Source organism: Candidatus Binataceae bacterium (assembly GCA_035308025.1).
In the GTDB taxonomy this organism is placed as follows: domain Bacteria; phylum Desulfobacterota; class Binatia; order Binatales; family Binataceae; genus JAJPHI01.
The window spans coordinates 14,539-27,369 of sequence record DATGHL010000052.1 but is presented as its reverse complement, the minus strand read 5'-3'; the positions used below and the strand labels follow the sequence as shown (position 1 = coordinate 27,369).

Here is a 12,831-nt window from a genome sequence, read left to right as displayed (position 1 = left end):
CTGCATCTTAGCACGAGGCCCGGTCGCGGCGCATAACCTGCTTTCGCCTTATGTGCGTGCTCCCTCGGTGCGGCCGGAGCTAATGTCCGGCGGCATGTGCGTGGTTTCCCGCAGCCTCTTTGGCCTCGCGCGCCTCTTTGACGACCTTTTCGGTGATTGGCGGCGGCGCCTCGTCATAATGCGAAAAGCGCGCTTCGAAGGAGCCGCGCCCCGACGTAATCGACCGCAGGTCCGGCGCGTACTTGAGAATCTCCGCCATTGGCACCAGCGCCTTGATCACCTGTCCATGACCCTTCGAGTCCATGCCCAACACCCGACCACGCCGTGAGTTCAAGTCGCCGATGACGTCGCCCATGCATTCATCGGGGCAGCTCACCTCGATCGCCATCACCGGTTCGAGCAGGATCGGTTTGGCCTTTTCGAAGGCGTTCTTGAGACCCATCGAGCCGGCGATCTGGAACGCCATATCGGACGAATCGACCTCGTGGTAACTGCCGTCGAACACGGTCACCTTGACGTCCACGATTGGGAAGCCCGCTACGTGACCCTCGTTCAACGTATTGCGTACGCCCTTTTCGACCGATGGGATGAATTGACGCGGGATCGACCCGCCCACAACCTCGTCCGCAAACTCGAAACCAGCGCCGCGCTGACGCGGCTCGACCTTGAGCCAACAGTCGCCGTATTGACCGCGTCCACCTGATTGCCGTTTATACTTGCCTTGAGCCTCGGCACGCCCTTTGATCGTCTCTTTGTACGGGACCTTGGGCGCGTTCAGCTCGACCTCTACATTAAACTTACGCTTTAACTTTTCGACCGTGACCTCAATATGCATCTGACCGGTGCCGGACAGGATTATCTCGTGGGTCTGCGGGTCGCGATGGGTTTCCAGAGCCAAATCCTCTTCGACCAGCCGCGCCAGTGCCTGCGAGGCTTTCTCTTCGTCGCCGCGGGTCTTGGGACGGATCGCGAAGGAAATCACCGGATGCGGCTTCTCGGCGACGGGAAAAGTCACCAAGGCCTTTTCGTCGCACAACGTATCGCCGGTCGTGGTGTCCTTGAGCTTGGCCACCGCGACGATCTCACCCGGCAGCGCGATCGCCAGCGGCGACTGCTTTTTACCCTCGAGCCGCAGCAACTGCCCGAAGCGCTCTTTCGAGGCGTGGCTGGCGTTGAGCACTGCGGCGTCGCTGTGCGCCGTGCCGGAGACCACGCGGAAGATCGAAAGCTTGCCGGCAAACGGATCGATTACGGTTTTGAAGACATAGGCCGAGAAGGGGCCCGCAGGATCGGGCGCGCGCTCGACCGGACCGTTGGTCGAGGTCTGCCCCATCAGCCCAGGCCGTTCGTTCGGGGCCGGCAGCAGCGCCGTCACAGCGTCGAGCAGCGGGCCGACTCCGATGTCCTTTGCGCCGGAGCCGCACAGCACCGGGGTCAACTTGCCGGCGACCACTGCGGCGCGCAGCGCGGTGCGCAACTCATCCTCTTCGAGTTCTCCCTTGTCGAGATATTTTTCCAGCAGCGCGTCGTCGGTCTCGGCGACCGCCTCGCAGAGCTTGACGCGGGCTTCCTCGGCGCGCGTCTTGAGTTCGCCGCTTAACTCCTCCTCTTTCGCCTTGCCCGATGCATCCGGATAGATCAGCGCCTTCATCGCGAGCACATCGATGACGCCATTGAAGGCGGCCTCCTCGCCGATCGGCAGCGTCAGGACGACCGGCTTCGCTGACAGTGACTTCTCGAGATCGGCGACTGCGGTAGCGAAATTCATCCGCTCGCGATCGAGCCGGGAGACGAAGGCGATGCGCGGCAGGTTCAGGCTGTTAATTTGATCGAAGATCTTTTCGGATTCGACTTTGAGGTCGCCGCCACCGCTCACCACGAAGATTACGCCGTCGACGGCGCGCATCGTGGCGAAGCTATCGGGGAGGAACGCCGCGTAACCCGGCGTGTTGGCGAGGATGACTTCGGTTTTTTTCCAGTTGAGATGATGAAACGACGAACTGATCGAGATATGCCGGCTGAGCTCCTCCGGTTCGACATCCATCAGCGCCGTGCCGTCGTCCGGACGCCCCAGACGGGTCGTGGCGCCTGCGCTGAAGAGCATCGCCTCGGCCAACTGCGTCTTGCCTGTCCCACCCTGGCCGACAATCGCGATAGTTCTGAGCCGTCCGATTTCCTCCACTGGCATAACCGTTCACCTCGCGGAAATGTTTGCGTAACTAAATCTTGCTCATGCAACTCCGCACAGCCGCGACGCTTCGCCTCAGGCTGCGAACTGTCCCTTAATCGACGCTCCTAATCGGTTCCTAAGCGTAAGCTCCTTCGACGCTCACTTCACCGGCCAGCACGCGATTTGGTCCCGAGTCCGTTTCCAGCATAAGCGCTCCGTCCGTATCGATTCCCGTCACCCGACCGCTGATACGCGCCGCACCATTGATCACCGTCACGCGCTTGCCGGTCAGCGCCGAATATTTTTCATATTCGTCGCGCATCGCCGCGAAGCCGTGCGCTTCAACTTCCATATAGCGCGAGTCGAGCCGATTAAACAGCGCGGCGGCGATCGCGATGCGGTCGCAGCGGCGGCCCGTGGCGATCCGTACCGAGGTCGCCTTGTCGCGCAGATCTTCGGGAATGTCGTCGGCGGCTAGATTGAGGTTGAGGCCGATCCCGAGCAGCACGCACGTCAGCCGCTGCGCCGAGTCGGTGACAGCCTCCGCGATGATGCCGCCGGCCTTGCGTCCCTTCAGCCAGACATCGTTGGGCCACTTGAGCGCGACCAGCCCCGGCGCGGCCGTCGCCAGCGCCTCGGCCGCAGCGACGCCGGCCACGAGGCTCAGCCGCGGAACCTCCGCGCTCGGCATCCGCGGCCGCAGGATTATCGTCACATACAGATTGACGCCCGCCGGTGAGTGCCACAAGCGGCCAAGACGCCCGCGTCCGGCGGTCTGCTGTTCCGCAACCACGGCCGTGCCCGACGCTGTCCCAGCCTCGGCCATCTCGGCGGCCACCCGCTGGGTCGATCCAACTTCATCGAAGTAGTGAATCTTCCAGCCGACCGCGCCGGCCGCCCCCCGCTCGATCGCACTATACGGATTGCTCGGCATGAGTGCCTGTTAATGCATCGAGTCGAAGCCCTTCCAGAAAAATTGCGCCAGCGTGCGCGCCTCCGACAGGAACTCTTCCTCGCGTCCGGTCCCGGTCACAAAGTGATCGATAATCCGATGGCCCCCCTCGCCGTGCTCCTTGTCGGCTTCGTAGTGCACCGAAAAGAACCGCAGATGGTTCGGCTGGATCCCGTAGTTGCGTTCCATCCCCTCCATCAGCGCGAGGTAGGCCGGGACTTCGATCTCCTCCATCAGGCCGATCGCGCCGATGAACTGCGGTTTCAAACGCAGGATGCGATACATGCAGGCGTTGAAGGCGCGCGCGTCATCAGAGCCGAACGAGTTGATCAGCTCCTTGCGATTCAGCCCAAGGCCGCCCTCCCACAACTCGAACAGCAGCTCGGTGTGGCTGGCCGACTTGCTGTAGAGGCCAAGCGCCTCCTCGGCGAAACCCTTGGCGGCGTCCTGGCCGACCGCTTCGTCCAATTCGCGTAAACGCAGATACATGTTGGCGGAGAGTGGTGCGGAGTCGCGCACGGTCATCTCGTAATGCTGAATCGGGTAGCCCTTGAGTTGCGCCTTCGAGGCCTTGCCTTCTTTGACCAGCTTGACGTAGGGATGCTGGTCGAGCCGACGCTCGGAGACGATCCGATTGATCTCTTTGTGAAAGGTTGCCGTGTCCATCAGGGTCCTCCTCTATTCGGACTGCCCTAATTCATCCATAACTAACTCGTCACGATTTTCATACTTAAATCGATCGCGCGGGCGGAATGTGTCAGCGCGCCGACCGAGATCAGATCAACTCCAGTCTCGGCGATCGCGCGCACGCTCTCGAGCGTAACCCCGCCCGAGGCTTCGAGCACAACTCCAGCGCCGGCGAGCGTTCGCGCGCGACGCATCTCGTCCAGCGCCATGTTGTCGAGCAGAATTGCCCCCGCGCCACAGCTTATGGCCTCTTCCACCTGCGCGAGGGTTTCGCATTCGATCTCGACCCTAAGCGTATGCGGCGCAATGCGGCGGGCGCCTTCGAGCGCGGCGCGAATCCCGCCGGCCGCCGCGATATGGTTTTCCTTGATCAGTACGCCGCTATCGAGGCCGAAGCGATGGTTCATGCCGCCGCCGCATCGCACCGCGTACTTCTCCACTGCCCGCAGCCCCGGATGGGTCTTGCGCGTATCGATGATCTTCGCATGCGTGCCCTTCACCGCCTCAACATAGCGGTGGGTAATAGTAGCAATGCCGGACATCAATTGCGCGAAATTAAGCGCGGTGCGCTCGCCGCGCAGCAAGCCGCCGAGGTCGCCGTTGAGGTCGGCCGCGACAACGCCGTGATGCAAGCGCGCGCCCTCGGACGCGAGCGAATTGATCACCGGTCCCGCGCCGGCTTGCGCGAAGACCTGCTCGATCATCAGACCGCCGCAGAAAATGATCCCGTCGGGCTCCTTGACGGTGATGCGCGCGCGTCCGCGATGACCGGCCGGAACCGTCGCGGCGGTAGTGATGTCGCCCTGGCCGATATCCTCGGCGAGCGCCCGCCGCACGAGCTCGGTGAGATCAATTTGCCGCAGCAGTTCCACGGTCTTATTGCAATTGGCTCAACTGCCCTTCAAGCATCGCCTTCTGCACCTTCAACTCTTCGATTTTTTCGACGATCTCTGCAACCGTTTCCTCGTCTGCCTTGGCCCGGAACCCCGGATTGTTGAATCGGTTCTGATTTCGCTCCAGATGGGTCTCCGCCTCTGCGAGCCTTTTCTTCAAGCCGTCGCGCGCCCTGCCGAAATCGAAATCAGCGGGCGTCTCGACCCCGATCAGCGCCCACGGGGTTTCTGAATATACATAAGTCCGAGGCGGTCGCGGCGTATCACTGGCTAAAAAGCCCAGGGAGTCGGCCTTCACCAGAATCTTTACGTAGTCTGACCACTGTTCGCGATCGCCCATATCAACGTTATCATTGGGAATTACATTCACGTTGATGCGCTGACCCGGATGATAGCCCAGGAAAGAGCGCAGCGAATTGCTTCGTTCCACTGCACTTATGCAGAAGCGCATTCGCTTGGTTTCGGATTCTGACAACAGATCGTCCGGGCTGAGAACTGGCCAACCGGCAATCGCCAAGTGTCCCGGGAGATTCGCTGCGCCGAAATACGGTCGCAGAACCTGCCAGATTTCCTCGGAGATAAATGGCATGAACGGATGCAATATCCGCAGCATCCGATCGAAGCAGGTGACGAGCACGTAACGCGCGGCGGCCTGGCGCTCGCCGCCCGCCTTTAGCGGTTCCTTCGCCAATTCGATGTACCAATCACAGAACTCGTGCCACACGAACTGATACACGATTAGTGCCGCGCGGTTGAATTCGTACGCATCGATCGCGGCGGTGACCTCGCGAGTCGCCGTGTCGAGCCGGCTGATGATCCAGCGCTCGGCGAGATCAAGCTTCGATAGTTCTACGACCGGGAGCGGCTGTGGGGCGCCCTCGAGGTTCATCAGCACGAAGCGGGCGGCGTTCCAGATTTTGTTCGCGAAGGCCCGTGACGCCGCCAGCCGATCTTCCGAAAGGATCAGATCGCGGCCCTGCACGCTCAGTTGAGCGAGCGTGAAGCGCACCGCGTCAGTGCCGTACTTGTCCATGATCTCGAGCGGATCGACGACGTTGCCGCGCGACTTCGTCATCTTCTTGCCGAACTGATCCCGCACCAGCGGCGTGATGTAAACGTCGCGAAACGGCACCGCATCCTCCATCGATGCGGCATTGTTCGGGTTCACCTTAAGCCCGAACATCATCATCCGCGCGACCCAGAAAAAAATTATGTCGAAGCCGGTGATCAGCAGACTGGTCGGATAGTATTTCTTCAGGTCGGGCGAGTCCCCGGGCCATCCGAGGGTCGAGAAGGGCCACAGCCCTGACGAGAACCAGGTGTCGAGCACGTCATCGTCCTGACGCAGGTCGGCGCCGCCGCATTGCGCGCACGAAGCCGGCCGCTCTTCGGAGACGATCGGCTCGGGCTTCTCGCAGCTCTGGCACCAATAGGCGGGGATCCGATGACCCCACCAAAGCTGGCGCGAGATGCACCAGTCCTGCAGATTCCGCATCCACGAGAAATAGGTGTTCTCCCAGAACTTCGGATGGAACGTCGTCGCGCCCTGCTCTACCGCCTTGATCGCGCGCCCAGCCAGCGACTCGCCCTCCGCGTCGGGTTTGTTGACGGCGAGGAACCATTGATACGACAGCATCGGCTCGACGATCGTGTCGCAGCGCGAGCAGACACCGATCTTGTGCTGATGCGGCTCGATTTTGGCGAGCAGTCCAGCCGCTTCGAGATCGGCAACGACGCACTTGCGGCACTCCTCGCGCGTGAGCCCCTGATAAACGCCCGCCGCCGCCGCCATCCGGCCGTGCGTATCCATCACCGAGATTTGCGCCAGCCCATGCCGCCGTCCCATCTCGAAGTCGTTGAAGTCGTGTCCCGGAGTGATCTTAACCGCACCGCTGCCGAAGGCGCGATCCACCGCGGCCTCCGCAATTATCGGAATCTCCCGTCCCATAAGGGGCAATCGCACCAGCTTGCCGACCAGGTCGCGATAGCGATCATCTTCGGGATGCACCGCGACCGCGGTGTCGCCGAGCATCGTCTCGGGCCGTGTCGTCGCGACGGTTACCGCGCCCGCGCCCTCCGTCAGCGGATAGGTTATGTACCAGAGGCTGCCCTTCGCCTCTTTGTGCTCGACTTCGAGATCGGAGAGCGCGGTTTCGCATCGCGGGCACCAGTTAATCAGGCGGAAATCGCGATAGATGAGCCCCCCGTTGAAGAGCATCACGAAGACTTTCGTGACCGCGCGCGACAACCCTTCGTCGAGCGTGAAGCGCTCGCGGCTCCAGTCGCACGAGGCACCCAGCCGGCGCAACTGTTCGAGGATGCGATTGCCGTAGCGCTCGCGCCAAGCCCATACGCGCTCGACGAATCGCTCACGACCGAGGTCGTGGCGGGTCTTGCCCTCCTTGGCGATTTCGCGTTCGACGACATTCTGCGTCGCGATGCCCGCGTGATCGGTGCCCGGCAGCCAGAGCGTGTTGTAACCCTGCATCCGTCGCGTGCGCACGATTACGTCGTGCAGCGTAACGTTGAGCGCGTGGCCCAGATGCAACTGCCCGGTAACGTTGGGGGGAGGGAAGACGATAGAGAAAACCTCCCCCTCGCGGTTTGGATCCGCCGTGAAATAGCCGCGATCAATCCAGACCTGGAACCAACGCTCCTCGGCCGCCTTCGCATCAAATGTCTTGCTGAGCTCCAACGCCGCGCAACCCTCCACTGAGAAACCGATACTATCTTAGCGAAGCGCGAGGGTATGGTGGAGTCCACCATTGCGCGCGACAACAGAGCGCACTGCTTTCGGTCAATGAAAAAAGCGCAGCGCGAGGGGATGGAGTCCGCTATCGGACGGCGCTCCGGGCGGCGAAAAAAATGCGAGAGGGGGGACTTGAACCCCCACGAAGTTGCCTCCACAAGGTCCTGAGCCTTGCGCGTCTGCCGTTCCGCCACTCTCGCGCCCGGGTAGATGAATGGGTTTATCGGGGCAGCGGCGCTAATTCAAGCGCGTGGGCTTGAGCCCGAGCGATCCGCACAACAGAATCGAACGAGCCGCAGCTTGAAACTCTCGATCATCATAGCGACGCACGCGCGAGCCGCCGCGCTGGGCCGGCTGCTCGACAGCCTCGTCCCTCAGCTTCGCCGCGAGCGTCACGAATTATTCATCGCGGAGAATGGAACGCCGGCGCCGACCGCGCTCGACGCACAGTTGCCGCTGACTCACCTCTATGAGGCGCGGCCGGGCAAATGCCGCGTGCAGAATCGCGCGATCGCCGCGGCCCGCGGTGAGTTGATCGCCTGCCTCGACGACGACCTGATCGTCTGCGCAGACTACGTAGCTGAAGTCGAGAATTTCTTCGACACCAATCGGCAATTCGCCGCGATGAAGGGGCGCATCCTGCCCGCCGAAGACCCTGCGGTCAAGGTCGGAGAGCTGACCCCCTATCTCGACCTCCCGCTCGTCGACGAGGGCGAGCGCGTGATCGAGGTACGCGGAGTGCTCGGCGCCAACATGGCCTTCCGCGCCGCGGCGCTGCGCCAGGTCGGCCCCTTCGATGAGCGCCTCGGTCCGGGCGCCGCCGGCCACGAGGAGGAGACCGAGATGTCCCAGAGAATCCGGCGCGCCGGCTTCGCGATCGGCTATGCCCCGGCCGCGATCGTCTATCACGAAGTTGATCCGGCGCGCGCTTCACGCGAGCGCTTCATTCGTATCGCGCGCGAGCGCGGCTACTGCCGCACGCTCCATGAGCGCCATTCGCGATGGGCCTCACGCGCCAACCTCGCACTGGCCTGTACTCGCCTGACGGTGGCGCGGATAGTTCGGGCTCCGCTCTCACGCATCGCCCGTGAAGAACGCCGCGCCGCGGTCGCCCGCGGCATCCTCGACGGCCTCAAACGCCGTCGCTAGCAGAGCCCGAGCAGTCTCTACAAATCACGGATTATCCTCAGCAGGTTCGCGTCGTGACTTTCCCAAGTAAATTGCTCCGCCGTCGCCCGCGCGATCGAGCTTAAATCCTCGCGCGCTTCAATCAGCGCATTCAGCCGCGCAGCGAGTTCGCCGACGTCGGTGGGGTCGGCGACGACCAACTCGCGCAGCGCCGGCGCGACCAACTCTGCCGCGCCGCAGGCGCTGCTGCAGAGCACCGGCAGTCCCGCCGCCATCGCTTCCATTACGACGTTGCCGAACGGCTCGAACAGCGACGGCAGCGCGAAGGCGTCCACGGCCGCAAAGAGCCGCTCGATCTGCGCCTGCACCCCGACAAAGCGCACGCGCTCGGCAATGTCGCGTCGTCGCGCCAGACGACGGTACTTCCCGACGCTCTGATCGCTGCCGGCGACGACCAGAATCGCCTCCGACCTGAGCTGCGGCCAGGCCTCGATCAAGAAGCGCAAACCCTTGCGGGCAAAGCCGTTCCCGACAAAAGCGACTATCGGTGCGGTTTCCGGCAGGCGCAATACGCGCCGGACCGCGTTGCGCAGAGGTGCGCGTGCATCGGGCCGAAAGCGTTCGAGATCGACGCCATTGTAAAGCGTCACCGCAGTTGCAGCCGCAAGGCCGAAAGTGCTGAGAAGATCGCGACGCACGAGTTCCGACACCGCGATCGCGCGCTTCAGCGTGGGCGACGCGAAGCCGCGCCGCTCGATCGCGATCTGCGCGCGATGGTACGGGCTGCTTCGCATCGCCGCCGCCGCCACCGGTCCCTGCCACAACCGCGCCGATCGAATATAAATCGAATGAGCGCTGCCGCCTGAGCGCAAGATATCCGCGTTGGCGATCCGCGCGAAGCTGAAGACCAGTGACGCCCCGTCACGCCGCGCCTCCGCCGCCGCCCGCGCCGCAAAGCTGAGCAAGCGCAGCGTCCGTCCGATGCCCAAAGAGCGAACCTGCCGGACCGCAAATTCGGACGTCTGTCCGCGAATTTCAGCCGCGTAGATGGTCACATCGTAGCCCGCCGTGCGCAGTGCCCGCGCCGTGGCGATCAGGTCGCGCTCGGTGCCGCCGCCCGCCGGATCGAAGCGGCGCGCAATCAGAGCGATGCGCATCGGTCACCGGCGCGGGTAGCAACCAGCGGATGTGAGATGACCGTACGCTGAACCGCCGTACGCCATGTGCTAAACTTCAACCGAGGCGGTGGGATGCGGTGATAATCAATATCCAATGTACGAGTTGCCATACCCGTTACCGAATCGACGACCAGGTTTTGCCCGAGGCGACGCCGACTTTCAAGTGTTCCCGATGTAATCACGTCTTTTCGCTCGAACCGCGCCAGCCCGAGCCCGCCGCCACCGATATTATCGATGAGGCGCCGCGTCGGGCGTCGCGCCCGCAGCAGCACGAGCAACCCGCCCCACCCGTGCCAATTGGTTCCATCCCGCAATCGAGCGATGAGAAGCCCGTTGCGGATACGCCTCGCGTGGCGGCCGCCGAGGAAGAGGTTTCCGATCTCTCAGCCGACGCCGCGATCACTGCGAGCCGATCCAAGCCGACAATGATCACCTCGCGCAAGCCCGCTCCATCATTGCCCGCAAAGGCGGTCAGTACTGCGGATTTGCTTAATCGAAGCTTTCCCACCAAAACTGCCGAAGCTCCGTCGGGCGAGAATCTCGCCTTCGACTTTCGTGACGAACCCGCGCCATCGTTGCCGCGACAGGAGCCACTGGGCGGAACTACCGGGACCGCGATCGAGGCTGCCCGGCCTGCGCCAAAAAAAATCGTCCGCTGGGAAGTCGGCGATGACTTGGCGACGGACAATTCGCCGCCAGCCCCTCGCATCGGCGGATTCAGGATCGGAACTGAGCCTTCCAGCGATATCGAAGAGGAATCACTCGACACTGAGGATGAGCCCGCCGCCGACTTCGTCGACGAGGCCGAGGCGCCCGTCTACAATCGCGGCGTCACTCACTCCTCCCGTTTCTTTCTGGCGCTGTTTCTCCTGATCGCGGCGGGCTTCGCCGCGGTTACCTTGACGATCCATGGCGCGCCGGCCGCAGCGCTCGACGCGGCGGGCCGGCTCCCGATCTTGGGCGATCATTTCGCCCAGCCGCTCGCACCCGCGCGGATGGTCGCATTACGCAACGTCACAGCCAGCTATCAGTCGAGCAAAGACGGGCGGCCCGCACTAGTGATCGAAGGCGAAGGGGAGAATGTCAGCACGAGCAGCCTGCACACGATTCAGATCACGGCGCGGATCGTGACGCCGCGCGGCGTGGTCCAGCGCGACGCCTATTGCGGCAACAACCTCACGGCCGAGATTGGCCAGATGACCGCGCACGAGATCGAGTTTTTTCAGCGGCAGCCGCCGCTCAAGGATTTCACGCTCGAAAGCTCGGAACACAGCCGCTTCGTGATAGTCTTTCTCGACCCGCCCGTGAGCGCGCGCAACTTCGAACTCGCAGTAACCGGAGCACAGCCGCTCAACCCGGCAGAGGGCGCGTCGAACGGGGCGTGAGCGCCGCTGCGCGCGTCCTCCAGCAGTTCGCCGCAATCACGCTTCGCTCTCCTGCGCGATCAGCTCCTCATATTCCTCGCTGTCCAACAGGTCTTCGAAGTCCGCCGGGTCGCTCACCCTTATCTTGATCAGCCAACCGTCCCCATAGGGATCTTCGTTGACCACCTCGGGGCTCTCGGGCAAGTCTTCGTTGACTTCGAGCACGGTTCCGCTGACCGGCGCGAAGATATCCGACACCGCCTTGACCGATTCAATTACCCCGAAGGGATCATCCTTGCTGATCTTGTCGCCGACGGCCGGCAGTTCAACCGAAACGATCTCGCCGAGCTGCTCCTGAGCGTGATCGGTAATCCCGACGGTCACCACCGTATCACCAGTCGAGACCCATTCGTGCTCTTTCGAGTACTTGAGTCCTGGCGGAGCCTCCATGCTCTCCTCCTGAGGCGCAGCGCCGCTCGCGATCCGCGCGCGGGCAAACAGTCACTACCCGTGTTTCATGAAGCGCGGCATCCGCGCGCTTGTCAAGATTCTCATCCAACTGCTTCGCCGCTCGACAATCAATCGATCACGGACGCAACTCATAGAGCACTGCGAAGTCATCGTTGACCGGTAATCGGGTGAAGCGTGAGAAGCCCGCCCCGGTCGCCAGCTCGCGCGCCTTGGCTTCACCCATCGCCGTGCCGATGCCCGCGCCACCGTGGGCCAACGAAGTCGTCATGCAATAGAGCGTGCTGACCGAGTAGATCATCTTGCCCATCGGGCGAAGATTCTCGCCAACTTTCTCGGAGACGTTCACTTCCTGCACCAGGTAGGTGCCGTCCGCTTTAAGCGACCGCCGGATGCCCGCCATCAGGCCGGCAGGATCGACGGCATCATGCACCACGTCAAAGGTCGCGACGAAATCGAAGGCGCCGGCCGGCAGGTTTGCGCCGTTGCCGACCTCGAAGGTCACGCGGTCGGCGACACCCTCGGCCGCGGCGTTGCGCCGCGCCCGCTCGATCGATTCCGCATGCACGTCGTAGCCCGCCAGCCGCGCCTGCGGATAGGCCTTCGCGATCATGATTGCCGCCCGTCCGCCGCCGCATCCAACGTCCGCCGCTAGGCCGCCGGAATTCAGCGCGGCGACCACCTGCGGCATCGCGGGCACCCATTTCCGTAGCAGCTTGTGCAGGTAGCGCGTGCGCGAGTTGCGCTCGGCAGCCTCGAAAAACGATTGTGGATATTCCGCCTGCGTGACGCCCTTGCCATTGTGAAACGCTTCGGCAACTTTGGGCGCGACCGTCACCGCCGCTTGCGCCATCTGGAAGTAGCTGGCCACGAAAAACGGCGAGTCGTCGTCAGCCAGCGCCGCCGCATATTCGGGCGTGAGCAGATAGGTTTCCGCGCCGGCTTCGTACTCGACATAGTGCGCCGCCGCCATCGCGCCGAGCCATTCGCGCACGTAGCGTTCACTCAAACCGCTTTTGGAGGCGAGGGCAGCCGCGGTCAGCGGGCCGGCATTCATCATCGCCTTGAACAGTCCCGTGCGATCGCCGATGTAGCAAAGCGCGCCGTGCACGACCGTCGCGACGTCGCCAACCACCGTCTGTGCAACGTGCTTGGCTTTTTCGAGGTCGAGTTTTTGTGTCGAAGCCATTTCGCTATTCCTTTCGTCGACAAAGTTTCGCTTGGAGATTGTCCAGATGCGCG

Annotated in this window: 10 protein-coding genes and 1 tRNA gene; 2 read left to right on the top strand and 9 right to left on the bottom strand. The window is 62.9% G+C overall.

From position 1 onward, the window contains the following. Positions 1-79: 79 nt before the first annotated feature. From fusA to VKS22_15810, 6 genes are all read right to left on the bottom strand, one after another. Positions 80-2,188 (bottom strand): elongation factor G, encoded by a 2,109-nt coding sequence (gene fusA, locus VKS22_15835; GenBank protein ID HLW72082.1) that lies wholly within the window; start codon positions 2,186-2,188, stop codon positions 80-82. A 118-nt stretch (positions 2,189-2,306) separates the two neighbouring features. Further along, on the bottom strand, positions 2,307-3,104 hold the full coding sequence (locus VKS22_15830) for a biotin--[acetyl-CoA-carboxylase] ligase (protein HLW72081.1): 798 nt from the start codon (positions 3,102-3,104) through the stop codon (positions 2,307-2,309). A gap of 9 nt (positions 3,105-3,113) precedes the next feature. Continuing rightward, the gene (locus VKS22_15825; GenBank protein ID HLW72080.1) at positions 3,114-3,788 is read right to left on the bottom strand and encodes an iron-containing redox enzyme family protein; all 675 of its coding nucleotides are present in this window, start codon (positions 3,786-3,788) and stop codon (positions 3,114-3,116) included. A 41-nt stretch (positions 3,789-3,829) separates the two neighbouring features. Beyond that, the gene (nadC, locus tag VKS22_15820) at positions 3,830-4,681 is read right to left on the bottom strand and encodes a carboxylating nicotinate-nucleotide diphosphorylase (protein HLW72079.1); all 852 of its coding nucleotides are present in this window, start codon (positions 4,679-4,681) and stop codon (positions 3,830-3,832) included. Positions 4,682-4,685: 4 nt separating this feature from the next. Continuing rightward, entirely contained in the window at positions 4,686-7,397 is a 2,712-nt protein-coding gene (locus VKS22_15815) for a valine--tRNA ligase (protein HLW72078.1), read from the bottom strand. A gap of 171 nt (positions 7,398-7,568) precedes the next feature. Continuing rightward, a tRNA-Leu gene (locus tag VKS22_15810) sits at positions 7,569-7,651 on the bottom strand. A gap of 100 nt (positions 7,652-7,751) precedes the next feature. Between VKS22_15810 and VKS22_15805 the strand changes: the two genes are divergently transcribed. Further along, positions 7,752-8,600 (top strand): glycosyltransferase, encoded by an 849-nt coding sequence (locus VKS22_15805; GenBank protein ID HLW72077.1) that lies wholly within the window; start codon positions 7,752-7,754, stop codon positions 8,598-8,600. Positions 8,601-8,617: 17 nt separating this feature from the next. Here VKS22_15805 and VKS22_15800 read toward each other — a convergent pair whose 3' ends face one another. After that, on the bottom strand, positions 8,618-9,736 hold the full coding sequence (locus VKS22_15800; protein HLW72076.1) for a glycosyltransferase family 4 protein: 1,119 nt from the start codon (positions 9,734-9,736) through the stop codon (positions 8,618-8,620). A gap of 98 nt (positions 9,737-9,834) precedes the next feature. On the opposite strand from VKS22_15800, the gene VKS22_15795 reads away from it, so the two are divergent. After that, positions 9,835-11,142 carry a zinc-ribbon domain-containing protein gene (locus tag VKS22_15795; GenBank protein HLW72075.1) on the top strand — a complete coding sequence of 436 codons (1,308 nt, stop codon included), beginning with the start codon at positions 9,835-9,837 and terminating at the stop codon, positions 11,140-11,142. A 36-nt stretch (positions 11,143-11,178) separates the two neighbouring features. On the opposite strand, the gene gcvH is transcribed toward VKS22_15795, so the two are convergent. Both gcvH and VKS22_15785 read right to left on the bottom strand, forming a co-directional pair. Further along, positions 11,179-11,571: a glycine cleavage system protein GcvH gene (gene gcvH, locus VKS22_15790; GenBank protein ID HLW72074.1), complete on the bottom strand. Its 393-nt coding sequence runs from the start codon at positions 11,569-11,571 to the stop codon at positions 11,179-11,181. Positions 11,572-11,707: 136 nt separating this feature from the next. Then, positions 11,708-12,778 (bottom strand): class I SAM-dependent methyltransferase, encoded by a 1,071-nt coding sequence (locus VKS22_15785; protein ID HLW72073.1) that lies wholly within the window; start codon positions 12,776-12,778, stop codon positions 11,708-11,710. Between the last annotated feature and the right edge of the window lie 53 nt (positions 12,779-12,831).